Below are 25,288 nucleotides of genomic sequence, written 5' to 3' on the forward strand. Positions count from 1 at the left end.
TTCCAAACTGGAACTGCCACGGGGTTAACTCAGGCGATGATCTTCTGCTCCCCGGCAGCCTGCTCGCGCATGCGACGGGCTTCGTCGCGCAGGAACTGCTGGTAATCGTCCAGATCGCCGTCGAAGGGCTCGACGCCACCCTCGGTAACGAGCCAGAACTCGTCGCATACCGCGCGCAGCAGGGACCGGTCGTGACTGACCAGCATCACCGTGCCTTCGAATTCGTTGAGTGCCATGCCTAGCGCTTCGCGTGTGGCCAGGTCGAGGTGGTTGGTAGGCTCGTCGAGCAGCAGCAGGTTGGGGCGCTGCCACACGATCATGCACAGCACGAGCCGCGCCTTTTCGCCGCCGCTCATCGTGCTCACCGCCTGATGGACCATGTCCCCACTGAAGTTGAAGGTGCCGAGGAAAGTGCGAAGCGATTGTTCGGTGCCACTCTGGCCGGGCGCACGCATGTGCGCCGGCGTGTCCTTGGCAAGGCGGATCATGTGTTCCATCGGCGTGTCGAGGGGACGCAGCACGTCGAGTTCCTGCTGTGCGAAGTAGCCGATGTTCAGGCCTTTGCCCTCGCTGATTTCGCCGGCAATCGGCGCCAGTTCGTGCGCCACCGTCTTCACCAGAGTGGACTTGCCCTGGCCGTTGGCACCGAGAATGCCGATGCGCTGCCCGGCCAGCACGGATCGGTTGATGCCCCGCACGATGACCGTCGGCGGCGTGCCCGGCGGTGCGCCGGTCGGCGCCGCGTAGCCGAAGCTCGCGTCCAGCATCGACAGCAGCGGGTTCGGGACGTTGAGCGGCTCCTTGAACTCGAAGTTGAACTCTGCGTCGGCAAGCACCGGTGCGATCTTCTCCATGCGTTCGAGCGCCTTGACCCGGCTCTGCGCCTGCTTCGCCTTCGAGGCCTTGGCCTTGAAACGGTCGATGAATTTCTGCAGGTGAGCGATCTTATCGATCTGCCTCGCCATCGCGGCCTGCTGCAACACCAGTTGCTCAGCGCGCATGTCTTCGAACTTGCTGTAGTTGCCGCCATAACGCACCAACTTGGCGTTGTCGACGTGCACCGTCACCTGCGTCACCGCGTCGAGGAATTCGCGATCGTGGCTAATCACTACCAAGGTTCCTGGATAGCGCTTGAGCCACGCTTCCAGCCAGACCAGCGCGTCGAGGTCCAGGTGATTGGTCGGCTCGTCGAGCAACAGCAAGTCGGACGGGCACATGAGCGCGCGCGCCAGCTGCAGTCGCATGCGCCAGCCGCCGGAGAAACTGTTGACCGGCTGGCTAAGCTGCGCGGCACTGAAGCCAAGGCCCAGGATCAGCGCTTGGGCACGTGCGGGGGCATCATGTGCACCGGCGTCGTGCAGGGCCATGTAGGCGTGCGCCATGCGCATGCCGTCGTCGCTGGCCTCAGCGGCGGCTACTTCGGCCTGCGCGGCCAGTAGTACGGTGTCACCCTCGATTACGAAGTCGGTCGCGCTCTGCTCGGTCTCCGGCATCTCCTGCGCGACCTGGCCCATCTTCCATGCAGCGGGAATCGAGAACTCGCCGCCGTCTTCGTGCAGCGTGCCGTTGAGAAGGCCGAAGAAGGATGACTTGCCGGCGCCATTGCGGCCGACAAGGCCAATCTTTTCGCCAGGGGTGAAGGTGACGGACGCGCGGTCGAGTACGACATTGACGCCACGGCGCAGCGTGACATTACGGACGGAAATCATAAGGAGCTACTTCGGAGAGGATAGGCATGATAGCCCACCGGACGCACAGGGCTGTCTCTTTTCTGGCCGCACGAGTGAAGAGCCGCTTGCTCTTTGCGGCGCCCACCGGCCGCAAAGCGAGGCGGGCACTGGCGCGCCGGGCGTTCCGGCTGCTGGGCCAGCGAACAAACGGTGAGTGACGGCTCCTGGCTTGTAGCAAGCATCCGACGTGCGCACAAGGCGGAGGTGATCCTCCGCGGCCAGAACAAAATCAGACTCCGGTCAATCAATTGGAGTCCGCCATGGCAACCAGGCAAACTCGGGAGCCTTGGAACAAAGGCAAGTTAATCGGCCAAAAGCCACCGCTGAAGCCGAAAGAAATCTGGACAATACGGATTCATCTCCAGAATGCCCATTCGGTTCGCGATCTGGCGCTGTTCAACGTCGCAATGATAGCAAGCTGCGCGGCTGTGATCTCGTCAATCTCCGTGTGCGCGATGTCATGCACGGTAGTCAGGTGTTGGTCATTCCAAGCTGGAAAGTACCGTGCGATACCTTGGCATAGAGGTCGACGATGCACTCGAGATCTCAGAGCAGACCGAGATCTAGCGCGCCGTAACCGGCCGCTATCTCGCCTGATGTCGTGCGAGTACTATCGGCCAGAAGCTGCCCTTCGACGGCCATAAGCAAATCGGTGACAATCTGCCAGCGGCAGAATTAAAGACAACCCAGAGCGTGACCGGAGCGGCAATTCGGCCATCACGACGCAACGTGGTCGAGCGCACAGACTACCGATGGAGCTTCGTGGTCTGGTTGAGGGGTTTGGACTCCCCGACCCACCAGGAATATCCCGTTCAGACTGCGCATTGCGCAACCACAATCATGAGTACATGGGTACACGAGCTGCCGTTATGGTTGATGGCACTGGTCACTTTCGGTGCGATATTTCTCGCGGGCGCGACCATCCATGTCGTCACCGGATGGCTTGCTGCCGGTCGATATGGGCGATCATTCAAGGCAATTTCTCCCGGTCTGCTTTCTCCACTCGGTATCATATTCGGCTTATTTATCGTCTTCACGGCCTCGCAGGTCTGGAACGATACGGCGCGCGCCAATATCGCGGTCGCCACTGAAGCGAGTGCGTTGCGATCGGTTGTTGTCATGTCTGCCGTTTTGCCAAATGAAGCCCAGACCGAACTGCGAAGGATGGTCCGAGACTACATCCAGTACACCGCGACGACTGAATGGCCGCTGGTGGCGAAGGGAGCCGTCACACTTAACGTTAGTCCTCCCACGCTGAACAACGCACTGAAGTTCACGCTATCCCTACCAGTCGTTACGCCCGGACAGCAGACGGCGCAGCGCGAGGTCGCGGCGTCCCTGCAGCATGCTCTCGAAGTGCGTCGCGAGCGTATCCTGATCAGTCGCAGCGAAGTGAATGGCATCAAATGGTTATGCTTGGCCTTTCTGGCGGTGTGCCTGCTGTTCGCCATCGCGTTCGTTCATTGCGACAACCGGCTGACGTCCGCCGTGGCAATCGGTCTGTTTTCGGCGGCACTCGCTACAACCGTTTTGCTCATCCTCTCCCACGATCGGCCCTTTACAGGAGAAATCGCGCTGACGCCCGAGCCGCTGTTGCAGGTGATACCTGAGGATCGCTGAGCGTTGTCGGCCAGGAAGGGTCACTCGTGTTTTGTGCCACTCTGACATTCAGACGGCGGCGCAGTCCGGCAAAGCGGCCATTCGATCTCGAGGCGAGCATGGTTGACGACGGCTCTTACCGCACAACATGCAGGGGCAACGAGCGCGAGCCCATTACCTGGACGGCGTATCGGATGATGCTTTGGTCTTGAACGTTTGCGACCAACTCGTCGGCACGAGATAAAAGCCGAAGGAGCAATGGATTTGTATTCGCATTGTTGTATCCCAGGGCGAGATCAATCGTCGGGGGCACGCCGTCAAGCGCCCGGGCAACAACGTTCGGTGTCAGCATATTTTGCGCATGCAGCGGGATAAGAACCCGAAGCGACGTTGAGTAGAAGTTCTCGCGATGCACATGAACGCATGCTGAGAACCATCGAACTGCCGCCCGAGGACAGCCGAGCCATTATTTTCGTCAAAGGACTTTCTGACATTGCGCTGTCATGGCCAGGCATTCGAAGCACGAATACGAGCGCATGCCTGAACCATGCGCTCGCATCGAATTGCCCAAAACAGAGTGCGTACTACTGACCTTGCAGATTCGGATTGCCGGCAGGAACGTCAGAGCCGGTTTCCGACGAGCCAGCGGTGGATGGACCATATCCCGTCGCTGCATTGTTCTGTGCGGCGACGCGAGCTTCGGCCGCCTGAATGTCAGCGGGGTAGGTGGAGTCGGTTGCGACCGCGGGGTTATAGCCGGCCTGTTCGATCTGCTTCAATTGCGCCTTGACCTCGGCGCGCGTGACCGGTTGCTCGGATTGCGCGAACGATGCCACCGGCGCTGCGAACACTACAACTAGCGCCACGGCTTTGACGAGCGATTTCATGATGCTTCCCTCCGAGAATATTTTATGGGGCGCCGCAGCAATCTTTGGCACCATCCACGGATTCTAGGAAGGTAGTCGTCTAGGGGAAACCACTGATACGGTAATTCAGTGTTGCTACAAACAATAAGTCGGCCTGATGTAATGTGGTCCGTAATATATGAAGAATCGCGCTACACGCCTTGGCGAACATCGACTCGATACGCGGTCACCTGCCGATACGTGCTGCCGGCCCGCACGATCACCTCGTCCTGCTCAGCCATATTGACCTGGTTTGGAAAGCCCCCCGCTTCGAGGCACAAACCGGCGTGCGCTTGATACGCAATGCCGCCGCGTCCTGAGTCGCCCTTTAACCAGTTGCCGCTGTAAAACTGTAAGCCGCGTTGATCGGTCGAGACGGTCAATTCGCGTCCACTGCCGGGATCGTAGGCGCAGGCAACCTGGCGCATCGGCGGGGTGGCATCGTTCGTGCCGGCGTCGGGGGCATCGCGCAGCACGTAGCAGTGGTCGAAGCCACCGGCCGTCGCCAACTGCGCGTGTGGCCAGTCGAGCCGCGCGCCGATCGGCGCGCTCCGCCGAAAATCGAAGGCATTGCCTGCCACTTCCGCCAGCTTGGACGGAATCATAGCGGCGTCGACCTCAAAGAAGCGGTCCGCATCGATCGACAACACGTGGCCGCGAATGTCGGCACCCGGCCGGCCCGTGAGATTGAAGTACGGATGGCTCGTCAGATTGAGCGGCGTCGCGGCGTCGGTGATCGCTTCATAGGCGATGGTCAGCGTGCCGTCGTCGTCGAGCGAGTAGCGCACTTGCGTGGTCACGTTGCCCGGAAAACCGGCATCGCCTTCGGGCGACTCCAGTCGCATGAGCAACGCACCGTTGTCCTCGCTCACGTCCCACAGCGCGCGATGAAACCCCACCGTGCCGCCATGCAGCAGGTTCGCGCCTTCGTTGCGGTCGAGCGTGTACTCGATGCCGTCGAGCGTGAAACGCGCATCGGCAATCCGGTTCGCCCAGCGGCCTATCAGGCCGCCCATGTAAGTGGTGGCCGCCACATATTCGGCGGGCGTGTCGTGGCCGAGCAGGATATCGCCGAGCACGCCGGCGCGATCCGGTGCATGCCACGAGACCAGCGTCGCGCCCAGATCGCTGATGGCGACTTTCATACCGTGCGCGTTGCGCAGCGTGAAGAGTCGGACGGAATCGCCGCCGCGCAATGTGCCCCACGGCTCGGAAGAAAGTTGTGCGATGCTGATCATGTCGTCAGTGAGAAGAAAAGAGAATAGGCATGCTCAGCCCGGCGCGGACGTCGAATTCGCCTGCTCCTGGTATTCGCGCGGCGTACAGCCGAGTTCACGGCGAAACACCGCGTACATGTATTGCGGCGACGTGAAGCCGCAACGGATCGCCACTTCCGCACTCGACGCATCGCGCTTCGCCAGCAGTGCTTTTGCGACATCGAGTTTATGGCGCAGGATTTCCTGATGCACGGTGCACTGCCGTTCGCGCCGAAAGTACTCTTCGAGCGATGAGCGCGACACGCCCACATAGTCGGCAACCTGTTCGGTGCGAATGCCTTGACACGCGTACTGTCGAATGAAGTGCCGCGCCCGCATCACATACGGACTCGCCAGCGGTTGGTGCTTCGTCGATTCGAGCACGTTGATACCGACCGGCGGCACCAGAATGCGCCGCCCCGGAAACCGCGCGCCATGCAGCATCTGATGCAAAAGGTGAGCAGCGGTGCGGCCCATTTCCTCAGTACCCTGAATCACCGATGAAAGCGGAATACGCGTCAACGTGCGGGTCAGCGGATCATTGTCGATGCCAATGATCGCGACTTCTTCGGGCACAGGAATGCCGGCGATCAAACACGCCTGAAGCAGATGCCGCGCACGCGCATCGGTCACTGCGATTACACCAACCGGCTTCGGCAAATCCCGCAGCCACGCAGTGAGCTGTTCGGTCGCCTGGTTCCATGACGGCGCGCTGGTCGAGAGGCCGCGATACATCTCGCTGTCGATCTGCTCCGCGCTATGTCCGTCCGCGCGGCGCAAATGAGCGAACGCGAGTTCGCGCTGTTGGGCCCAGCGGTTCTCCTGCGCTTGCGGCAGGCTGTACAACGCGAAGTGCTCGAGACCCGCGCCGATCAGATGCGTATAAGCGAGCGAAACAAGCTTGCTGTTGTCGGTGGCGATATAGGGTAAATCCGGAGGATAATGCGCCGGATCTTCGAACGACGATCCCACGGCGACCACCGGCAAAGGACAATCGCGCAGCGCTTCGCCTACAGCCGGATCGTCGAAATCCGCGATGATGCCGTCGCCGTCGAAGCGTTCTATACCCGTCAGCCGGCAGCGAAAGTCTTCTTCGAGAAACAGATCCCACGCCACGCGCGTGGACAGCAGGTAGTTGCCGATGCCGGTGATGATCTCGCGGTCGTAGACCTTGTTCGCGTTGAACAGCAGCGCGATCCGATGGGTCGTCTGTGGTGTTTGCGGACGGGTCATGGCGGTGAGCGGTGTGCGGGTCAATGACCCGTCACGCCTTTGTCTCCTGTTGGATGCTTAATTTGAACGGCAGCGGTTTTAAGCGTCTGGTTATTCTAGGCCTCGAATCGCGCGCCGGTGCGAAACAAAATCGAGGGCGGTAAGAAACATCAAGCACGCTGCGCAATTTCGCAATTGCCGATGCATCGTGCAAGCGGCAGCATGGCGTCACCTTGTCAACCGGCGCGGCGACGTCGCACGGGTTGCGGTGCACCATAAACTGGAGACGCTGATGTCTTACTTCGAACACATTCCCGAGATCCGCTACGAAGGCCCTCAATCGGATAACCCGCTTGCGTACCGCCACTACGATAAAAGCAAGAAGGTGCTCGGCAAGACACTCGAAGAACATCTGCGCATTGCCGTGTGCTACTGGCACACGTTCGTCTGGCCGGGCGTGGATATTTTCGGGCAGGGAACGTTCCGGCGTCCTTGGCAGCAAGCCGGCGACGCGATGGAGCGAGCGCAGCAAAAGGCGGATTCCGCATTCGAGTTCTTCTCGAAGCTCGGCACGCCGTACTACACGTTCCACGATACCGACGTCTCGCCCGAAGGGTCGAGCCTGAAAGAGTACAGCGAAAACTTCTTGCGCATCACCGACTATCTGGCGCGCAAGCAGGAGAGCACGGGCATCAAGCTGCTGTGGGGCACGGCCAATCTGTTCTCGCATCCCCGTTATGCGGCCGGTGCCGCGACCAGTCCCGATCCGGAAGTGTTCGCGTTTGCGGCAACCCAGGTGCGCCACGCGCTCGATGCGACGCAACGGCTCGGCGGCGATAACTATGTACTGTGGGGCGGACGCGAAGGTTACGACACCTTGCTCAATACCGACCTCGCGCGTGAACGCGATCAACTCGCCCGCTTTCTACATATGGTCGTCGACCATGCGCATAAGATCGGCTTCAAAGGCTCGCTGCTGATCGAACCCAAGCCACAGGAGCCGACCAAGCATCAATACGATTACGACGTCGCGACCGTGCATGGCTTTTTACTGCAACACGGGCTCGACAAAGAGATTCGCGTGAACATCGAGGCCAATCATGCGACGCTCGCGGGCCACTCGTTTCATCACGAGATCGCCACGGCTTACGCGCTGGGTATTTTCGGCAGCGTCGATGCGAATCGCGGCGATCCGCAAAACGGCTGGGATACGGATCAATTCCCAAATAGTGTGGAAGAACTGACGCTCGCCTTCTACGAAATCCTCAAACACGGCGGCTTTACAACCGGCGGCATGAACTTCGATTCGAAAGTGCGGCGCCAAAGTGTCGATCCGGAAGATCTGTTCTACGGCCACATCGGTGCGATCGACAACCTCGCGCTCGCCGTCGAGCGCGCGGCGGTGCTGATCGAAAACGATCGTCTCGATCAATTCAAACGTCAACGTTACGCGGGCTGGGAAGCGGAGTTCGGCCGCAAGATTCTTTCCGGCGACTATTCGCTCTCCACACTGGCGGCGGATGCACTGGCGCGCGGTCTGAACCCGCAGCACGCGAGCGGCCATCAGGAGTTGATGGAAAACATCGTGAATCAGGCGATTTACAGCGGACGTTGATCCGCGTCTCAAGAAGCAACGCATCAGAAAGTAGCCACACCACTAAAAAAATCGCGCGGCCACGCCGACCGCGCGAAATAGGAAGCTTTGGGTTGTCGCTTGTCCGGTCTGCGGCTCGCAGCGCAAACCGTCCAATCCGGTATTCCGGCTATCAGAAGAAGGAGACAGAGATGAAATTCGCAACGCGTCGTACCGTATTGAGTTCGCTCGTGTGTGGAGCGGTGCTCGCCAGCCTGTCGCTTGCCGCGCCGCTCGCGCATGCGAGCAAGGATCATCCGGAAATTGGCTTCTGTATCGACGATCTGCGCGTCGAGCGGTGGTCGCGCGATCGCGACTATTTCGTCGCCGCAGCGGAAAAACTCGGCGCGAAAGTGTCGGTGCAATCCGCCGATGCGAGCGAAGAGCGGCAGATCTCGCAGATCGAAAACCTGATCTCGCGCGGCGTGGATGTCATCGTGATCGTGCCGTTCAATTCGAAGACGCTCGGGAATGTGGTCGCCGAAGCGAAGAAAGCGGGCATCAAGGTCGTTTCATATGACCGCCTGATTCTCGATGCCGATGTAGACGCGTACATCTCGTTCGATAACGAAAAGGTCGGCGAATTGCAGGCGCAAGGCGTCTACAACGCGCAGCCGAAGGGCAACTACTTCCTGCTCGGCGGCGCACCGACCGACAACAACGCCAAGATGCTCCGCGAAGGCCAGCTCAAGATACTGAAGCCCGCCATGGATAAGGGCGACATCAAAGTGGTCGGTCAGCAGTGGGTGCCGGAATGGAGCGCTTCCACGGCGCTGCGCATTGTCGAAGATGCGCTGACGGCGAATAACAACAAGATCGACGCGATCGTCGCATCGAACGACGGCACCGCGGGTGGCGCGATCCAGGCGCTCGCCGCGCAACACATGGCGGGCAAGGTGCCAGTGTCGGGCCAGGACGCGGACCTCGCGGCCGTGAAGCGTGTGATTGCCGGCACGCAGACCATGACGGTATACAAGCCGCTGAAACTGATTGCCGGCGAAGCGGCCAAGCTCTCCGTGGCGTTGGCGAAGGGCGAGAAGCCCGCGTATAACTCGCAATACGACAACGGCAAGAAGAAAGTCGACACGGTGCTCCTGCAACCCACGTTGCTCACCAAGAGCAATGTCGATGTAGTCGTCAAGGACGGCTTCTATACTCAGGCCCAGCTCGCGAGCCAATGAGCGTAACGTGTGCGCGGCGGACCTCGATGCGTGTCATGCGTATCGGCGCCGTCGCGCGCCTTGCAGCGAGGCATAGCGAATGACGCAAGCTCTTATGACGATGCGCGGCATCGTCAAGGCGTTTTCCGGCGTGAAGGCGCTCGACGGCATCGACCTCACGGTCGCGCCCGGCGAGTGCGTGGGCCTGTGCGGCGAGAACGGCGCGGGTAAGTCGACGCTGATGAAAGTGCTCTCCGGCGTGTATCCGTGGGGCACGTGGGACGGCGAAATCATCTGGGAAGGTGAGCCGCTGAAAGCCGCCAGTGTGCGCGACACTGAACGCGCCGGCATCATCATCATTCACCAGGAGTTGATGCTGGTGCCGGAGTTGTCGGTGGCGGAGAACATCTTTCTCGGCAATGAAATCACGCTGCCCGGCGGCCGCATGAACTACGCCGCGATGTACCAGCGCGCCGACGAACTGCTGCGCGAACTCGGCATTAGCGGGATCAATGCCGCACAGCCGGTGATGAACTATGGCGGCGGCCATCAGCAGTTGATCGAGATCGCGAAGGCGCTGAACAAGCGCGCCAAGCTGCTGATTCTCGATGAACCGTCGTCTTCGCTGACTTCCTCCGAGATCCGCATTCTGCTCGACATCGTGCGCGATCTGAAGCGGCGCGGCGTGGCCTGCGTGTACATCTCGCACAAGCTCGATGAAGTGGCGGCCGTGTGCGACACGATCAGCGTGATTCGCGACGGCCGTCATGTCGCAACGGAGCCGATGCGCGCGCTCACCACCGACCGCATCATTTCGCTGATGGTGGGCCGCGAAATCAAGAACCTGTTTCCACGCGAGCCGCATCCGATCGGCGACGTGATCTTCGAAGCGCGCCACGTTACCTGTTTCGACGTGACCAATCCGCGTCGCAAGCGTGTGAACGATGTTTCGTTCGCGCTGCGGCATGGCGAGATTCTCGGCGTGGCCGGTCTGGTCGGCGCGGGGCGCACGGAGTTGATGCAGGCGATCTTCGGCGCGTATCCCGGCGTGAGCGAGGCGACCGTGGTGATGGATGGCAAGCCGCTCAAGATTCGCGCACCCGTCGATGCGATTCGCGCGGGCATCGGCATGGTGCCGGAAGATCGCAAACGGCACGGCATCGTGCCGGGGCTGAGCGTCGGCCATAACATCACGCTGGCTGTGCTGGAGCGCTTTGCATCGGGTGGGCGAATCGACTCCGCTGCCGAACTCGATACGATTCATACGGAGATGAAGCGGCTTTCGGTGCGTGCCGCGCATCCCATGTTGTCGATCGCGAGTCTGTCCGGCGGCAATCAGCAAAAGGCCGTGCTGACCCGCATGTTGCTGACCAATCCGAAGGTGCTGATTCTCGACGAACCCACCCGCGGCGTCGACGTCGGCGCGAAATACGAAATCTACAAGCTGATTTTTCAACTGGCGCAGCGCGGCATGTCGATCGTGATGGTGTCCTCCGAATTACCCGAAGTGCTCGGCATCAGCGATCGTGTGCTGGTGATCGGTGAAGGCGAGTTGCGAGGCGATTTCATCAACGACGGCCTCACGCAGGAGGACATTCTCAGCGCCGCGATCCGTCCCGTGCAGCGATCCCCGAACCCAACCGCAGCGAGTGCCGCATGACGCCCGACGTTACTTCCCAACGCGCCGACGAAGCCGTGCCGCGAGGCGCATTCGGCGGTCCGCAGCGCATTCAGCAACTGTTCGCGCGCTACAAGATTCTCGCGCTGCTGATCGCCGTGGCCGCGATCTGGATTTTCTTTTCGGTGCTCACGCACGGCGCGTTCGTCACGCCGCGCAATCTGTCGAACCTGCTGCGGCAGATGTCGATTACCGGCATGCTCGCGTGCGGCATGGTGTTCGTGATCATCGCCGGCGAGATCGACCTGTCGGTTGGGTCGTTGCTCGGTTTGCTCGGCGGCGTGGCGGCGATACTCGACGTCAACCGCCATTGGCCAATCGGCGTCACGTTGCCGGTCGTCATGCTGCTCGGCGTGCTGGTCGGCATGTTCAACGGATGGTGGTCGACCTATCGGCGCGTGCCCTCGTTCATTGTCGGGCTCGGCGGCATGCTCGCCTATCGGGGCATTCTGCTCGGCGTGACAGGCGGTTCGACGATCGCGCCGGTGTCGGACAGTTTCGTGTTCGTCGGCCAAGGTTATTTGCCGCGGCTCGCGGGCGATACGCTTGCGGTAGTGCTGTTTCTGCTGCTGGCGTTTCTGACGATACGGCAGCGCCGCAACCGCGAGCGCTATCAGTTGCGCGTGGTGCCGTTCTGGCAAGACGTGGTGAAGGTGGTCGGCGCGGGTGTGATTCTCGCCGGCTTCGTTGCGACGCTTGATCGTTACGGCGGCATTCCGGTGCCGGTCCTATTGCTGCTCGCGCTGCTGGGTATTTTCACGTGGATCGCCACGCAGACCGTGTTCGGGCGACGCATCTATGCGGTCGGCTCGAACCTCGAAGCGACTCGGCTTTCGGGCGTCAACACCAATCGAGTGAAGCTGGCGATCTTCGCGTTGATGGGGCTGATGTGCGCGTTCGGCGGCATCGTCAATACGGCGCGGCTGGCCGCGGGTTCGCCTTCGGCGGGATCGATGGGCGAGCTCGATGCGATTGCCGCGTGCTTCATCGGCGGGACGTCGATGCGCGGCGGTTCCGGCACGGTCTACGGCGCGCTGATCGGCGCACTGGTGATGGCCAGCCTCGACAACGGCATGTCGATGCTCGACGTCGACGCCTATTGGCAGATGATCGTGAAGGGCAGCATTCTCGTGCTGGCCGTGTGGATCGATGTGGTGTCGGGGTCGAACCGGCGGTGAGGTTGAAGAAGGGGAGGTGCGGCGGCGCGAGCCGGCGCATCCCATTCCCCACCCCATTTAATGAAACACCCCACGACTTCCCTCAATCTCCGCCATCCTCCTCACCCCCCGCCCCGCGCCTCTTGACCTGAACCCACGCATTTAAGTCCCACATCCACTCTCCCGTCTTATTACTATTCCGAGGAACAACGCCAGGCGCCGACCCGCGCTTTCACAGCTTCCCAGCCATCGTGCAAGCTGATCGAACCATGCCATGTTGAAACGCAGAACCTTTCTGCTCGGCGGCGCCGGCGCTGTCGGCGCGTTGCTGGTCGGCTGGTCGGTGCTGCCGCCGGGGCAGCGTTTGACCGCCTCCATGCCGCTGCCGGCACAAGGCACGCAGGTGCCGCTGAACGGCTGGGTCAAGATCGCCGCCGACAACAGCGTAACGATCATGATGTGCAAGGCGGAAATGGGGCAGGGCATCCACACCGGCCTCGCGATGTTGCTTGCCGAAGAACTGGACGCCGACTGGTCGCAGGTGCGCGTCGAAGACTCGCCCATCGACAAGATCTACAACAGCGTCCAAGCCATCATCGACGACCTGCCGTTTCGCCCCGACGACGACAGCACCGTCAAGCGCACCACCGTCTGGATGACCCGCAAGCTGGTGCGCGAAGCTGGCACGATGATGACGGGCGGTTCATCGAGCATCAACGACCTATGGACGCCGATGCGCGAAGCTGGCGCCTCGGCGCGCGCCATGCTGATCAGCGCAGCGGCCGCGCAATGGAAAGTGCCGGCCGGCGAATGCCGCGCTGAAGGCGGCCAGGTGCTGCACCCGTCGGGCCACAAGGCGAGCTTCGGCGAATTGTCGTCGATGGCCGCGCAGCAGGCGCTGCCGCGCAAGGTGGCGCTGAAAGATCCCGCCGACTTCAAGCTGATCGGCAAACCGCTACGCCGTATCGAAGCGGCATCGAAGATCAACGGCACGGCGCGCTTCGGCATCGACGTGCTGCCGGACGGCCTGCTCTACGCGAGCGTCGAGATGTGTCCAACACTGGGCGGCTCGGTGGCAAAGTTCGACGCAACGGCCGCCGGCAAAATGCCGGGCTTCATCAAGGCGTTCGCCGTCGCGCCGTACAGCGGTGGATCTGGCGGCGTCGCAGTGATCGCCGACAACCCGTTTCGCGCGACAAACGCGGTCGCCGCCATCGACGTGAGCTGGCATGATGGACCGGCAGCGAAGCTCTCGAACGCGGACGTGGACCGCCGGCTCGCGCAAGCACTCGACGACAGCGACGGCCACGCTTACTACCACCTGGGCGACGTCGATGCCGCGTTGAGTCGCGCGGCGCGCACCGTCAGCGCCGAATATCGCGCGCCGTATCTCGCGCATGGCGCGGTCGAACCGCTCAACTGCACCGTGCAGGTCGCGGACGGCGCGGCCACGGTTTGGGTCTCCACGCAAATGCCCGGCCTTGCGCGGCATCATGTGGCGAAAGTGCTGGACCTCGATGTCGACAAGGTCGACGTGCAAACGCTTCTGATCGGCGGCGCGTTCGGGCGGCGTCTGGAGCTGGATTTCATCGCTCAGGCCGCGGCGATTGCGCGCGAGGGCGGTGGCCGTCCGGTGCAGACCCTCTGGTCGCGGGCCCAGGATTTCACGCACGACTTCTATCGTCCGGCATGCCTGTCGCGGCTGAAGGCCGGTTTCGACAACGACGGCAAGCTGGTGGCGTGGCAGGCCACGTCGGCGAGTCAGGCGATCGTGCCGGAAGCGCTCGCGCGCTACTACGGCGCCCCGCGCCTCCCCATCGACAAGACCACCTGCGAAGGCGCGTTCGATCAGCCCTACGAATGGCCCGCCGCGCGTGTCGCGCACAAGATCGTCGAATTGCCGGTGCCGGTCGGGTTCTGGCGCTCGGTCGGCCACTCGCATCAGGCGTTCTTCACCGAGGGCTTCACCGACGAACTCGCCGTGGCGACCGGCAAAGACCCGATTGCGTTTCGCGCCGCGCTGCTCGAGCAGCATCCGCGGCATCTGGCGGTGTTAAAGCGCGTCGCGGCGTTGTCGGACTGGGAACGTCCGTTGACGCGTGCCGCCGACGGCGCGCCGCGCGCGCGTGGCGTCGCGTTGCACGAGGCGTTCGGTAGCGTGGTCGCGCAGGTCGCGGAAGTGTCGGTCGGTCCTGGTAAGAAGATTCGCGTGCACCGGGTGGTCTGCGTGATCGATTGCGGCATGCCGGTGAATCCGAATCTGATTCGTCAGCAGATGGAGAGCGCGATCGTCTTCGGTCTCTCCACCGCCTTGCAGGACGAGATCACGCTCGTCAACGGCCAGGTCCAGCAGAAAAACTTTACGGATTTTCCGGTGGTGCGGATCGACGATTGCCCAGTAATCGACACGGACATCATGCCCAGCCAGATGCATCCGCAAGGCGTGGGCGAAGCGGGTGTGCCGCCGGTCGCGCCGGCGGTGGCCAATGCGGTGTTCAAGCTAACCGGCCAGCGTTTGCGCTCGCTGCCGTTGAAGCTCGCGTGAAGCACCCCGGATTCAAAAACTTAGGGACTAGGACGAAGGAGACAGCCGATGGGATCGCTGAACATCAACGGCCGGGCGGTGGCGGTACAAGCCGAGCCGGACATGCCGCTTCTATGGGTGCTGCGTTGCGAACTCGGCATGACCGGCACCAAGTTCGGCTGTGGCCTGGGAATTTGCGGCGCGTGCACGATCCATGTGGATGGCGAGCCGAGCTTCGCGTGTCAGACGCTCATGTCGAGCCTGCACACGCAGAAGATCACGACCATCGAAGGCTTGCAGGGTCCTGAAGCACAGGCATTGAAGACCGCGTGGATCGATCTCGACGTGGTGCAGTGCGGCTACTGCCAGAGCGCGCAACTCATGGCGGCCTGCGCGTTGCTCAAGCACAATCCCAAACCGACCGACGCCGACATCGACACGGCGATGTCGCACATCGTATGCCGTTGCGGCACCTATCCACGGGTACGTGCGGCAATCCACCAGGCGGCGGCAAAGCGCCGCCCCGCGTAATGCCGCCGACGTGTTTCGTGTTATCGAAAGAGCCCGCCGCGCGTGCTCAACCTGCCAGCAATTCCACCACGGCGACGACCGCCGCAAAAATGCCGATGCAGCCGCCCAGCGTGGCTGCGCTTTTCATGAATTGCGACATACATGTCCCCGTATTGAGTAGTTGGTGATATGTATTTAACCCGAAATGAAAGCTAAAAGAAAGCTAATAAAAATAATTCGTAAGCTCGGTGGGCGTCATCGCAAAACACGGTTTGCCGCCAGCACGCCCCAATAAGACGCCTCCTCGAATAGCGACATGCCGGACAAATCGGCATGCGCGAACAGGATCGGGCCGTCCAGGTCGCGCAAGGCGAGCAACCCCGGACGGCTCAGGAAGCCGACATCCGGCGTAGCCATGGCGTGGCCGCGAACGGTGATTTCCAGGGCCGCGGCATGACGCCACAGATCGCGGCCGTAGGCGGGCACCAGGTCGATCGCGGCCTGCGTGCGCAGGTCGTCGGGATGCGCGGCGGCCAGCCAGCGGCGCGTGTCGTCGGGCGTCTTGAGGTCGAGCGCCTGATACGCCGAGAACACCGAGCGCTGCGGCGGCGACAGACGAATCAGTTGATGCGTCGAGACCACGTAGCCGAGACCTTCGCCGCGATACACGACGTTGTCCCACGCGAGCGGCACACCCTGCGCTTCGCGCGGCATGCCGTCCATCAGGAAGTTGGAGACGAGCCACGGCGCGCGCGGTGGCAGATCGCGCGACGCTTCGAAACCGCTAGCGGCCAGATTCGGTATCACGTGTTGCGCGACGAAAAGCGGCATCGCGCACACCACGCGGCGCGCTTTCAGTACGAACGTGCTGGGTACGTTCTGCTTGTCGATGCGCACGCACAGCACTTCAATGCCGCTGGTTTTTTCATCGACGCGTGCGGCGAAGCCCGGCAGGGACCACGTATGTTCTTTGCCCACGCGACTCGTAATCGACGCGCTCAGTTTGGTCACCATGCCGTGCAGCCCGTCGGGCCAGGTCAGCACCGCGCCATCTTCGGCATTGCGCGCATGGCCGCCACGCGACGAGAAATAATGCAAACCGGCCCACGCGGAGACGCGTTCATAGCCCGCGCCGAAATCGTCGCGGCAGGCGTAGTTCAGATACCAGTGCAACGAAGGCGCGCTGTAGCCCTCGTCGACGAGCCACTGTTTGAACGAGCGCTTGTCCAGCGCACGCCAACTCGGATCCTGCGACGACTGCGCCAGCGGAATGCAGAACACCTTGCGGCCGTCATTGCCGAGGGCGGTGCGCAACGCATCGGTATAGGCGAAAAAACGCTGCTGCTGCGCGAGTTCCGCGTGACTCACGCCGAGCGTCGGCACGAGTCCGTCCTGCCATTGGCCGTCGATCAGCAGGCGTTCGTCCGGCGCGTGGACCAGCACGCGCTCATCGAACACGGGCCGCGCGGTGAACGGATCGGCCTCGATCACGCCGAGGTCGGCGAGCATGTCGCGCAAGTGCGTCGATTCCATCGACGGCAAGGGCAGATAGTGCGCGCCCTTCGGATAACCGAGATCGCCATACTGACCACCCGCCGCATTGCCGCCGAATTCGGGCCCGGCAAGTAGGACGAAATTCTTGTGTCCCGCGCGCGCGAGTTGCCACGCGCACGACAAACCCGCCGCGCCCGCGCCGAGAATCGCGATGCCGGTTTCGATCGTGCCGGACGGCGGCGGCAAGCTGCGATGGTCGCGCAACGCGTGGCCCTCGCGCATGCCGGGGCTGTCCACCACCGGCGTCGTCTCGATCCAGCCGGTGCGGCCGCAACCGGTGAGCGTTGCCGCCGCGCCGGCCAGCAGAAAAGTGCGGCGGTCCATCAGCGGAGCACGTGCTTCCAGTCCTCGTCGAAAAGACGGACGAGCGGCTGGTCGTTCAACTGGTTCGGCGCCATCGGTAACGCGGGCATGTCGGCGGGGAAGTGAAACATTTCGACGGCGGTTTGCGCGTCGAGCCAGCGCATGGGCTCCGAGTAATGCGTCGGGATCGTATAGTCGCGGCGTTTGCCGGCGATCACGAAACCCCAGTCGCCAAACGAGGGCACATAGCAGTGATAGGGCCACGTGTTGAAGCCCGCTTCGCGCAGCGTATCGACAATGGTCCAGTACGCGTGCGGCGCGAAATACGGCGAGGTCGATTGAATCACCGCATAGCCGTTCTCCGACAGATGCCGTGCGAGCATGCGATACACCGGCACCGAGTACAGGCGCCCCAAACCGAAGTTGGTGGGATCGGGAAAGTCCACCACGATCGCGTCGAACACGTCGGCGTTGGATTCGAGCCAGCGCACGGCGTCGTCGTTGATCACATGCACGCGCGGGTTTTTCAGCGAGCCTTGATTGAGTTTGACGAGCGGCGCGGAATTCGAAAAGAGCCGCGTCATGGCCGGATCGAGATCGACCAGCGTGACGGTTTCGATGTTGCGATGCTTGAGGATTTCACGCACCGCGAGGCCATCGCCGCCGCCGAGCACCAGCACGTGCCTGGCCCACGGCAACGCTTCGAGCGTGGGATGAATCAGCGCTTCGTGATAACGATGCTCGTCGCGCGAAGAGAATTGCAGATTACCGTTCAGGTACAGACGCATGTCGTCGTGCCATTGCGTGAGCACGATGCGCTGATAAGGCGTGGTTTCGGAAAAGATCGTCTCGTCGCCGTAGAGGCCGTGTTCGGCCCAATGCGTGAGGCGTTCGGACAGCGCGAAACCGGCGCCGAGCAGACTGATCACCAGCGCGGCGCGCGCCAGCTTGGCCGGCACGTTGCTGATTTCCGCGCGAAACGTGTGCGTGGTCCACAACGCGACCAAGGCATTGAGAATGCCGAACAGAAAGCCGGTACGCAGCAGGCCGAGGCGCGGCGCGAGTACGAGCGGAAACAACAGTGAGACCGCGAGAGAACCGAGATAGTCGAAACTCAACACGTCGCTGACGGTATGGCGAAACGCCTGGCGGCGTTGCTGGAAGGCGCGCATCACCAACGGAATCTCCATGCCGATCAATGCGCCGAGCACCAGCACCACCGCGTAGAGCGCGGCGCGAAACGGCGTGGACAGCCACGCGAATACGCCGAACAGCATGGCCGCCGACAAACCGCCAATCAGCCCAACCAGCAATTCGATATCGACGAAGCGATCGAGCACGTCATCGTCGTCGATGAACTTGGCGAGCCACGAGCCGACACCCATCGCAAACAGATAACAGCCGATCACCGACGAGAATTGCAATACCGAGTCGCCGAGCAAATAGCTCGACAGCGTACTGCTGATCAGTTCATAACCCAATCCGCATGAAGCCAGAACCAGTACGGAGAGAATCAGCATGCGATTATGTTTAATCATCGCGCTGGGCACTCCGGTCCGATGTGGATATACTGGCGGCGATTTCGGCGAGCCTTCGAACGGCGCTGCCCGCATAATCATGGCCGGCAGAATCGGCATGCATGTTGGCATGCTCGGCATACACAATCCGGGGGAATAAATGGGTGATGCCTTTTCTTATGGGATTCATTTACTGTCGGCGTTTGTGCTGATCCTCGGATTCGCGGCAGTTTACCTCAAGGTCACACCGTTCGACGAACTGGCCCTGATCCGCGAAGGCAACGTTGCCGCGCTCCTTTCCTTTGCCGGCGCGCTGATCGGCTTCTGCCTGACGCTCGCCTCGAGCATTGCGCATAACTCCACGCTGATGTTGGTGCTGATCTGGGCCATCGGCGCCATGGTCGTGCAGGTCGCGACTTACGCATTGCTCACACGCCTTTTGCCCGGCATGAATGACGGCATTGAAACGCGTAATACGGCAATGGGCGGTTTGATGGGCGCGGCTTCGCTGGTGGTCGGCATTATTAACGCAGCCTGTCTGACCTGATTTGCGTTTAACACATTTCCACGTTAATGCCTGATAAGCGGGCGCCTCGCGCGAGGAGTACATGATGAGTTTCGGTTCGTTTATTCGCAAGCAATTTGTCGACGTCCTGCAATGGACGGAAGATAGCGACGGCGTATTGGCCTGGCGTTATCCAATGGAAGACCAGGAAATCCAGTACGGCGCGCAATTGACGGTGCGCGAATCGCAAATGGCGCTGTTCGTCAACGAAGGGCGCATTGCCGATGTGTTCGGCCCCGGCCTCTACACGTTGACCACGCGCACGCTGCCGGTGCTGACCAGTCTGCGCAATTGGGACAAGCTGTTCCAATCGCCCTTCAAGTCCGACGTGTACTTCTTCAGCACGCGTCTGCAACTCGGGCGGCGCTGGGGTACGCCGCAACCGGTCACGATTCGCGATAGCGAATTCGGCCTCGTGCAGGTGCGGGCGTTCGGGATCTATTCGTACCGCGTGGTGGATGTGCCGTCGCTTCATCGCGAGATCAGCGGAACGCGCGCGGTCTATACCGTCGACGATCTCGAGCAGCAGTTGCGCAACCTCGTCGTCACGGCTATGAGCGTGGCGTTCGGTTCGGCGGACGTCGCGTTCGTGGATATGGCGGCAAATCAGGAAGTGCTCTCGCAGCGGATCGGCCAGGCGCTCGCGCCGGTGTTCGCGCGTTACGGCGTGGCGCTCGATTCGTTCACGGTGCAGAGCGTGTCGTTGCCGGAGGCGCTGCAAAAGGCACTGGACGCGCGTATCAGCGTGGGCGTGAGCGGCGATCTGAACAAGTTCGCGCAGTACCAGGCCGCGCAATCGATCCCGCTCGCCGCGCAGAATCCCGGCGGCGTGGCCGGTGTGGGCGCGGGTATCGCAGCGGGCGCGGCGATCGCGCAAACCATGACGGGCGCGCTGAATCAACCTGCTCAAACGCCACCTGCGCAAGCCCCGGCCTCGAACGATTACGTCGAGCGTCTGCAGCAACTCAAGACCCTGCTGGACAAGGGCCTCGTCACCGAAGACGACTATGCGAAGGCGAAAGCCGAGATCCTCGCGAAGCTGACAAAATAAACGCACTCGATGTTCAGTACTTCGTGTCCTCAATGCGGCGCGCCGCTCGAATTCCGCTCCGCCGCGGCCGTCATGGCCGTGTGCGGATCGTGCCGCAGCACCTTGCTCAAACGCGGCGAGGCGGTCGAACGGATCGGCGAAATGGCCTCGGTATTCGAGGACTATTCGCCATTGCAACTCGGTGTGACGGGCCGCCATGAGTCACGTGTGTTCACGCTGCTCGGCCGCATTCAATTGCGTTACGACGCGGGCTACTGGACCGAGTGGTACGCCGCTTTCGACGACGGCAGGTTCGGCTGGCTTTCCGATGCCTCAGGGCAATACGCGGTCACCACGCAACAGAATCTCGACGGCAGCGCCGACGAGCCACCGCAGTTCGATTCGCTGCGCCCGGGCGTCGGCTTTCACTTCGGCGGCAGGCGTTATCTCGCGTCGGATATCCGCACGGCGCAATGCGTCGGCGGCGAGGGCGAGTTGCCGTTTCGCGTGGGCGACGGCTGGCAGGCGCGCGTCGCCGACTTCCGCTACGAAGACAAATTCATCACACTGGATTACTCCGACGCCGAACAGCAGTCGGGCACGCCGGTGGTCTATGCGGGTGCGTCGGTGGAACTGGACACGCTCGCCTGTCAGGGCTTGCGTGACGAAGCCGAGATTCGCGAGTCGGAGGGCCGTTATCGTGGCGAACTGGGTGTGTTCACGTGCCCGAGTTGCGGCGCGTCGCTCGAATGTCCGGTCGGTGTGGCGAACTATGTGATCTGCGGCTCGTGTCATGCGGGCGTCGATTGCAGCGCCGAACAGGTCACGCTGTTTTCGAAGAAGCGTGAGGTCGAGTCGATCGAAACGGCGCTGCAACTCGGCGCGAGCGCGACCTTCGACGGCGCGAAATATACGGCACTCGGCCTCATGCGCTGCCGCACGCCGGACGGCGAATCGAGTTGGGAAGAATATCTGCTGCACAACCTCGAACGCGGCTTTCTGTGGCTCGTGCATGGCGAAGGCCGATGGGAACGTGTGGACGTGCTGAACAACTGGCCGATGATTAGCAAAGACGGCCAGGTGCTCGAAGGCGGCAAGACCTATCGCGAACGCGAGCGCTACGACGCGGTGGTCGCTTACGTGGCCGGCGCATTCAACTGGCGGGTGCAAGTGGGCGATAAGACGTCGATCACCGATTTCACGTGGCGCGACTTCAAGATGACGCGCGAGACGACGGCCGATGAAATCGTCTGGTCGCGCGCCAAGCCGTTGAGCAATAGTAAGGTTGCGGAACGATTCGGTGTGCCGGCGCTGGCGGCGGAAACAGCGAGCCGGCGTGCGGCCAAATCCGCCAGCAGCGAAGCAAAACCGGCGCGAGAAGGAATCACGACGGCCGGCTTCGGTCCCTGGCCGTGGATCGCTACCTTCGCGATGGTCTTCATCAACTTCGGCAAGCTATTCGAATTCGACGGTTCGACGGTGCTGGTGATCGTCGGCATGGTGGCTTTGTGGGCGCCGGAGTGGATCTGGCGCGCCTTCCACGAAGAGTCGAGGTGAGCGTGAGGCAAATCTTATATGTGCTTTACGCGCTCGTTGTGATTGTCATGTTCAGTTGCACGTCGATGACCGGAAGCGGCGGTGGTGGTTATGGCGGGACGTCCGCGCGCAGCGGTTATTCGTCGTATGGGTCGCACAAGTGAGGGCGGTGACGGCCATGTCCGCGCCTGCGCCGCGTGATGCCTATGGCACGCATGTGTTGGCCGATCTCGGCGGTATCGCGGCGGACATGTTGCGGGATGCGGCAGCGCTCGAGACGATTCTCGTGAACGCGGCTAAGGCTGCGGGCGCTACGGTACTCTCCGCGCATTTTCATCACTTTGGCGGCGAGCATGGTGTGACGGGTGTCGTGCTGCTCGCGGAATCGCACGTCACGATTCATACGTGGCCGGAGCATCGCTTCGCCGCGCTCGATATTTTCATGTGCGGCAAGGCGCGTGCTGAAGATGCGGTCGCGCAGATCGCTCGGGAGTTAAAGGCGGAAGCGCGGAATGTGCGCACGTGTGAGCGCGGAGTGGTGCCGCCGCGGTAGATCGGTCGGCAAGCGGATTGTCTAAAGCGAACCTTGATAGGCTGGCCGCGTTAGACAATCACAAATGAAAAGCCGCTTTAAGGCGCTTTCGCTGCAGCCGTCGGCACCGGCGTTGCCTTAACCGGCACCGCAGCCGCTGGCGTCGAACTGCCGGACGCGTTCTGCGGATCAACTTCCCACCCTCCGCCAAGCGCGAGGAACAGATTGACCTGATCGATCGCCACCTGGCCATCCGCAGCCGCCGCCTGTGACTTCGTCGACGTCAGCGTGCGCGTCGCATCCAGATCCGAAATAAACGACTCACGTCCCGCGCGATACAGCCGGTGCGTTTCATCCGCCGACTCGGTGGCCGACCTCACCGCGGCACGCAGCGCGTCGGCGCGGGCGTAGTCCGACGCGTAGGTCGCGAGACTGGTTTCGGTCTCGCGCAGCGCGGTCAGGACCACGCCGTCGAACTTCGCCAACGCCACCTGGCTCGACGCCTGTGCTTCACGCACGCGGCCACGCGCGCCGTTCGCCGGGAACGTCCAGCTGATCAGCGGACCGAAGCCCCAGCGCGCCGTGGGCGACGTGCCAAGGTCTTCCAGAATGCCTGTCAAACCCGCCGACGCACCGATGCTCACCGTCGGATACAGCGCCCCGGTAGCGACGCCGATACGCGCGGTGGACGCCGCCAGTTGACGCTCTGCCTCGCGCACATCCGGTCGGCGCTTGAGCAGCGCGGCGCCGTCGCCGACTGGAATCGGCTGACGGATTTGCGGCAGCCTGTCGCAAGCGAGCACGGCCGGCGGCAGGTCGGACGGCGCGCGGGCAAGCAGCGCCGCGAGGCGGTACTGCGCGATCTTGCGGCGCGCTGTATACCGCGGAATATCGGCCGACAACGTATCGACCTGGGTCTGCCCGCGCGTCACGTCGGGCTGATTGCCGCGGCCCGCGTCGCGCAGGCGGCGCGAAACGTCCACGCGCTGTTTCTGCAAGGCCAGCGACTGTTGCGCGATCCTGAGTTCCTCGGCGGCCGAACACTGCTCGACGTAAGAGCGCACCACGTCCGCCACCACGGTGATCCGCGCGAGTTCGCCCGCGGCCTGCACGGATTCGGTGTCCGCTTGCGCCGCTTCCACGCCGCGCCGCAGCTTGCCGAACAGATCGATTTCATACGAGACGCTGATGCCGATGTCGCCTTCATTCACGACCGGCAGTTTCTCGGTGAGCAGGTATTGTTCGGCGGACTCCTGCGCGCGTTCGATCAGCGCCGACGTCTTGCCGGAAAATCCGCCTTGTGCTTGCGCGACGCCTAGCGCTTCACGCGAGCGCGCCAGATTCGCGGCAGCGACGCGCAAGTCGGTGTTCGATTGCAGCGCCTGGTCGACGAGTCCGTTCAGCACTGGATCGTCGTATAGCTTCCACCACACGGGCGGCACGTTCTGACGCGTCGTCAGGGACGTATCGGCGCCTTCGATCGGCGCATTGGCGAGCGGCGCGTTGACGAGCGCCTGTTGCGGCAACGAGTAGTTGGGACCGACGTTGATGCAGCCGTTCAGCGCGACTGCCAACGGCAATAGCGGCAGCAACGGCAATAAGGGCAGGGCGCGCGACAGCTTCATTGCGAGGCGCCCGATGATGAGACCGCCGCCGACGCCGGCTGTGCAGCCGAGCCAGCCGGAACAGCAGACGTAGCCGACGCCGACGCCGAAGCCGCTACCGCACCCGACGCCCCCGCATCCGGATGCTTCTTACCGCCAGGCGACAGATCACGCACCGACACAGTCGCCGTGCGCCCGGCAATCATGCGGAAATCCGCAGGCACTTCATCGAGCGCCACACGCACCGGAATCCGTTGCGCGAGCCGCACCCAACTGAACGCCGGGTTCACATTCGGCAGCAGATTCGAGCCTTGCGTGCGGTCGCGATCCTCGATCGCGGCGACGATGCTCTGCACGTGTCCACGCAACACGGCCGGCTCGCCCATCACCGTGATATCGACTGGCTGACCGATGTCGATGCCACCCAGCTTGGTTTCCTCGAAATAGCCATCGACACGGAACGAATGCATGTCCACCACCGAAACCACCGCCCGCCCCGCCGCGACATATTCGCCAACGCGCGGCGCGCGGTCGTTCAGATAACCGTCGACCGGACTCGCGATCGTGGCGCGCTGCAAATTCAGCTTCGCCGTATCGATAGCCACATTCGCATCAGCGAGCGCGGCCTCGCCCTGTTCGACGCGCGAACGGCTTTCTTCCGACACCTCCGCCGCGACCAGGTTGCCGAGCTTGCGGTTACGCGCGTCTTCGCGGCGCGCCTGATCGAGCGTGGCGCGGCGTTGTTGCGCGGTGGCCTGCGCCTGGCGCAGCGCGAGCGTATAGCGGGCCTGATCGATCACGAACAGCACCTGGCCTTGCTTGACCTGCTGGTTGTCCACTACCTCGACCGACGAGATCAGCCCCGAGATGTCCGGTGCGACCTGGATCACATCGGCGCGCACGTGTCCGTCGCGGGTCCAGGGCGCGAACATGTAGTAGCCGACCAGTTTCCACAGCACGAAGGCGGCGACGACGACGACGATCAAGGTCAGCAGAATTTGACCGACGGAGAACCAGGTTTTTTTCACGTTATTAGTCTGTGCGAAACGACAACGACAAGGCCCAGCACCAGCACATAGATGCCGAGATCGAAGATGGAGCGATGCCAGACGAAACGGTAAAAGCCGACGCGCGCGAGCACCGTGCGAATGGCCAGGTTGATCAGATACGCGACCAACATCAGCACGAGCACGGCCGGCACGAACACGCCGAAGATATCGATTTCACCGATCATCGCGGGAAGTGGAAAAGGGTGGAGAGGGCTGGAAAGTCGCGACGAGTTG

General features: G+C 62.2%; 20 protein-coding genes and 1 pseudogene. 12 read left to right on the forward strand and 9 right to left on the reverse strand.

The annotated features are described in order from the left end of the window. Nucleotides 1-29: 29 nt before the first annotated feature. Nucleotides 30-1,709: an ABC-F family ATP-binding cassette domain-containing protein gene (locus P0D80_RS24595; protein WP_408287113.1), complete on the reverse strand. Its 1,680-nt coding sequence runs from the start codon at nucleotides 1,707-1,709 to the stop codon at nucleotides 30-32. A 281-nt stretch (nucleotides 1,710-1,990) separates the two neighbouring features. Between P0D80_RS24595 and P0D80_RS24600 the strand changes: the two are divergent. Both P0D80_RS24600 and P0D80_RS24605 read left to right on the forward strand, forming a co-directional pair. Next, nucleotides 1,991-2,208 (forward strand): annotated as a pseudogene (locus P0D80_RS24600) (tyrosine-type recombinase/integrase); the annotation flags it as partial. Between the two features lie 362 nt (nucleotides 2,209-2,570). Continuing rightward, nucleotides 2,571-3,350, forward strand: a complete 780-nt coding sequence (locus P0D80_RS24605) for a bestrophin-like domain (protein WP_408178567.1) — start codon at nucleotides 2,571-2,573, stop codon at nucleotides 3,348-3,350. A 563-nt stretch (nucleotides 3,351-3,913) separates the two neighbouring features. Here the strand turns inward: P0D80_RS24605 and P0D80_RS24610 are convergent. The 3 genes from P0D80_RS24610 to P0D80_RS24620 form a co-directional block, all read right to left on the reverse strand. Next, nucleotides 3,914-4,216: a DUF4148 domain-containing protein gene (locus P0D80_RS24610; RefSeq protein WP_408287116.1), complete on the reverse strand. Its 303-nt coding sequence runs from the start codon at nucleotides 4,214-4,216 to the stop codon at nucleotides 3,914-3,916. Between the two features lie 170 nt (nucleotides 4,217-4,386). Beyond that, nucleotides 4,387-5,472: an aldose epimerase family protein gene (locus P0D80_RS24615; RefSeq protein WP_408287118.1), complete on the reverse strand. Its 1,086-nt coding sequence runs from the start codon at nucleotides 5,470-5,472 to the stop codon at nucleotides 4,387-4,389. Nucleotides 5,473-5,505: 33 nt separating this feature from the next. After that, nucleotides 5,506-6,723 carry a XylR family transcriptional regulator gene (locus P0D80_RS24620; RefSeq protein WP_408178621.1) on the reverse strand — a complete coding sequence of 406 codons (1,218 nt, stop codon included), beginning with the start codon at nucleotides 6,721-6,723 and terminating at the stop codon, nucleotides 5,506-5,508. A 271-nt stretch (nucleotides 6,724-6,994) separates the two neighbouring features. Here P0D80_RS24620 and xylA point away from each other — a divergent pair, with 271 nt between their 5' ends. From xylA to P0D80_RS24650, 6 genes are all read left to right on the forward strand, one after another. Continuing rightward, complete coding sequence (xylA, locus tag P0D80_RS24625) at nucleotides 6,995-8,317, forward strand: xylose isomerase (RefSeq protein ID WP_408287120.1); 1,323 nt, start codon at nucleotides 6,995-6,997, stop codon at nucleotides 8,315-8,317. A gap of 170 nt (nucleotides 8,318-8,487) precedes the next feature. Next, nucleotides 8,488-9,516 (forward strand): D-xylose ABC transporter substrate-binding protein, encoded by a 1,029-nt coding sequence (gene xylF, locus P0D80_RS24630; protein WP_132383882.1) that lies wholly within the window; start codon nucleotides 8,488-8,490, stop codon nucleotides 9,514-9,516. 79 nt (nucleotides 9,517-9,595) lie between these two features. Continuing rightward, the gene (gene xylG, locus P0D80_RS24635) at nucleotides 9,596-11,155 is read left to right on the forward strand and encodes a D-xylose ABC transporter ATP-binding protein (protein ID WP_408178573.1); all 1,560 of its coding nucleotides are present in this window, start codon (nucleotides 9,596-9,598) and stop codon (nucleotides 11,153-11,155) included. Next, the gene (locus P0D80_RS24640) at nucleotides 11,152-12,351 is read left to right on the forward strand and encodes a sugar ABC transporter permease (RefSeq protein WP_132383886.1); all 1,200 of its coding nucleotides are present in this window, start codon (nucleotides 11,152-11,154) and stop codon (nucleotides 12,349-12,351) included. The genes xylG and P0D80_RS24640 overlap by 4 nt, the downstream gene beginning before the upstream one ends. 253 nt (nucleotides 12,352-12,604) lie before the next feature. Further along, complete coding sequence (locus P0D80_RS24645; protein ID WP_408287122.1) at nucleotides 12,605-14,875, forward strand: xanthine dehydrogenase family protein molybdopterin-binding subunit; 2,271 nt, start codon at nucleotides 12,605-12,607, stop codon at nucleotides 14,873-14,875. A gap of 48 nt (nucleotides 14,876-14,923) precedes the next feature. Continuing rightward, nucleotides 14,924-15,385: a (2Fe-2S)-binding protein gene (locus tag P0D80_RS24650; RefSeq protein ID WP_132383888.1), complete on the forward strand. Its 462-nt coding sequence runs from the start codon at nucleotides 14,924-14,926 to the stop codon at nucleotides 15,383-15,385. Nucleotides 15,386-15,619: 234 nt separating this feature from the next. Here P0D80_RS24650 and P0D80_RS24655 read toward each other — a convergent pair whose 3' ends face one another. Together P0D80_RS24655 and P0D80_RS24660 are read right to left on the reverse strand one after the other, a co-directional pair. After that, on the reverse strand, nucleotides 15,620-17,242 hold the full coding sequence (locus tag P0D80_RS24655) for an NAD(P)-binding protein (protein WP_408287124.1): 1,623 nt from the start codon (nucleotides 17,240-17,242) through the stop codon (nucleotides 15,620-15,622). Beyond that, complete coding sequence (locus tag P0D80_RS24660; RefSeq protein ID WP_408178622.1) at nucleotides 17,242-18,756, reverse strand: polyamine aminopropyltransferase; 1,515 nt, start codon at nucleotides 18,754-18,756, stop codon at nucleotides 17,242-17,244. Before P0D80_RS24660 ends, P0D80_RS24655 begins: the two co-directional genes overlap by 1 nt. 142 nt (nucleotides 18,757-18,898) lie before the next feature. On the opposite strand from P0D80_RS24660, the gene P0D80_RS24665 reads away from it, so the two are divergent. The 4 genes from P0D80_RS24665 (at nucleotide 18,899) to speD (ending at nucleotide 22,422) form a co-directional block, all read left to right on the forward strand. Beyond that, nucleotides 18,899-19,285 (forward strand): DUF350 domain-containing protein, encoded by a 387-nt coding sequence (locus P0D80_RS24665; RefSeq protein WP_408178576.1) that lies wholly within the window; start codon nucleotides 18,899-18,901, stop codon nucleotides 19,283-19,285. 64 nt (nucleotides 19,286-19,349) lie between these two features. After that, nucleotides 19,350-20,354, forward strand: a complete 1,005-nt coding sequence (locus tag P0D80_RS24670; RefSeq protein ID WP_408178577.1) for an SPFH domain-containing protein — start codon at nucleotides 19,350-19,352, stop codon at nucleotides 20,352-20,354. 9 nt (nucleotides 20,355-20,363) lie between these two features. Next, nucleotides 20,364-21,890 carry a DUF4178 domain-containing protein gene (locus P0D80_RS24675; protein WP_408287126.1) on the forward strand — a complete coding sequence of 509 codons (1,527 nt, stop codon included), beginning with the start codon at nucleotides 20,364-20,366 and terminating at the stop codon, nucleotides 21,888-21,890. Between the two features lie 148 nt (nucleotides 21,891-22,038). Then, on the forward strand, nucleotides 22,039-22,422 hold the full coding sequence (speD, locus tag P0D80_RS24680; RefSeq protein WP_408287129.1) for an adenosylmethionine decarboxylase: 384 nt from the start codon (nucleotides 22,039-22,041) through the stop codon (nucleotides 22,420-22,422). A 77-nt stretch (nucleotides 22,423-22,499) separates the two neighbouring features. Here the strand turns inward: speD and P0D80_RS24685 are convergent, their stop codons facing one another. The 3 genes from P0D80_RS24685 to P0D80_RS24695 are packed head-to-tail and all read right to left on the reverse strand — an operon-like array spanning nucleotide 22,500 to nucleotide 25,239. Next, nucleotides 22,500-24,026, reverse strand: coding sequence for an efflux transporter outer membrane subunit (locus P0D80_RS24685; RefSeq protein WP_408178580.1), 1,527 nt, complete (start codon nucleotides 24,024-24,026; stop codon nucleotides 22,500-22,502). Next, nucleotides 24,023-25,033 (reverse strand): efflux RND transporter periplasmic adaptor subunit, encoded by a 1,011-nt coding sequence (locus P0D80_RS24690; protein WP_408178581.1) that lies wholly within the window; start codon nucleotides 25,031-25,033, stop codon nucleotides 24,023-24,025. Before P0D80_RS24690 ends, P0D80_RS24685 begins: the two co-directional genes overlap by 4 nt. Next, nucleotides 25,030-25,239 (reverse strand): DUF1656 domain-containing protein, encoded by a 210-nt coding sequence (locus tag P0D80_RS24695; protein ID WP_115778589.1) that lies wholly within the window; start codon nucleotides 25,237-25,239, stop codon nucleotides 25,030-25,032. Before P0D80_RS24695 ends, P0D80_RS24690 begins: the two co-directional genes overlap by 4 nt. Between the last annotated feature and the right edge of the window lie 49 nt (nucleotides 25,240-25,288).

It is taken from the genome of Paraburkholderia sp. RL17-373-BIF-A, assembly GCF_046030175.1.
Classification (GTDB): domain Bacteria; phylum Pseudomonadota; class Gammaproteobacteria; order Burkholderiales; family Burkholderiaceae; genus Paraburkholderia.

What these genes read in the sequence shown, in the direction of transcription:
- P0D80_RS24595 (WP_408287113.1), bottom strand. Translation starts at nt 1,709, where the DNA reads ATGATTTCCGTCCGTAATGTCACGCTGCGCCGTGGCGTCAATGTCGTA.
- P0D80_RS24605 (WP_408178567.1), top strand. Translation starts at nt 2,571, where the DNA reads ATGAGTACATGGGTACACGAGCTGCCGTTATGGTTGATGGCACTGGTC.
- P0D80_RS24610 (WP_408287116.1), bottom strand. Translation starts at nt 4,216, where the DNA reads ATGAAATCGCTCGTCAAAGCCGTGGCGCTAGTTGTAGTGTTCGCAGCG.
- P0D80_RS24615 (WP_408287118.1), bottom strand. Translation starts at nt 5,472, where the DNA reads ATGATCAGCATCGCACAACTTTCTTCCGAGCCGTGGGGCACATTGCGC.
- P0D80_RS24620 (WP_408178621.1), bottom strand. Translation starts at nt 6,723, where the DNA reads ATGACCCGTCCGCAAACACCACAGACGACCCATCGGATCGCGCTGCTG.
- xylA (WP_408287120.1), top strand. Translation starts at nt 6,995, where the DNA reads ATGTCTTACTTCGAACACATTCCCGAGATCCGCTACGAAGGCCCTCAA.
- xylF (WP_132383882.1), top strand. Translation starts at nt 8,488, where the DNA reads ATGAAATTCGCAACGCGTCGTACCGTATTGAGTTCGCTCGTGTGTGGA.
- xylG (WP_408178573.1), top strand. Translation starts at nt 9,596, where the DNA reads ATGACGCAAGCTCTTATGACGATGCGCGGCATCGTCAAGGCGTTTTCC.
- P0D80_RS24640 (WP_132383886.1), top strand. Translation starts at nt 11,152, where the DNA reads ATGACGCCCGACGTTACTTCCCAACGCGCCGACGAAGCCGTGCCGCGA.
- P0D80_RS24645 (WP_408287122.1), top strand. Translation starts at nt 12,605, where the DNA reads ATGTTGAAACGCAGAACCTTTCTGCTCGGCGGCGCCGGCGCTGTCGGC.
- P0D80_RS24650 (WP_132383888.1), top strand. Translation starts at nt 14,924, where the DNA reads ATGGGATCGCTGAACATCAACGGCCGGGCGGTGGCGGTACAAGCCGAG.
- P0D80_RS24655 (WP_408287124.1), bottom strand. Translation starts at nt 17,242, where the DNA reads ATGGACCGCCGCACTTTTCTGCTGGCCGGCGCGGCGGCAACGCTCACC.
- P0D80_RS24665 (WP_408178576.1), top strand. Translation starts at nt 18,899, where the DNA reads ATGGGTGATGCCTTTTCTTATGGGATTCATTTACTGTCGGCGTTTGTG.
- P0D80_RS24670 (WP_408178577.1), top strand. Translation starts at nt 19,350, where the DNA reads ATGAGTTTCGGTTCGTTTATTCGCAAGCAATTTGTCGACGTCCTGCAA.
- P0D80_RS24675 (WP_408287126.1), top strand. Translation starts at nt 20,364, where the DNA reads ATGTTCAGTACTTCGTGTCCTCAATGCGGCGCGCCGCTCGAATTCCGC.
- P0D80_RS24685 (WP_408178580.1), bottom strand. Translation starts at nt 24,026, where the DNA reads ATGAAGCTGTCGCGCGCCCTGCCCTTATTGCCGTTGCTGCCGCTATTG.
- P0D80_RS24695 (WP_115778589.1), bottom strand. Translation starts at nt 25,239, where the DNA reads ATGATCGGTGAAATCGATATCTTCGGCGTGTTCGTGCCGGCCGTGCTC.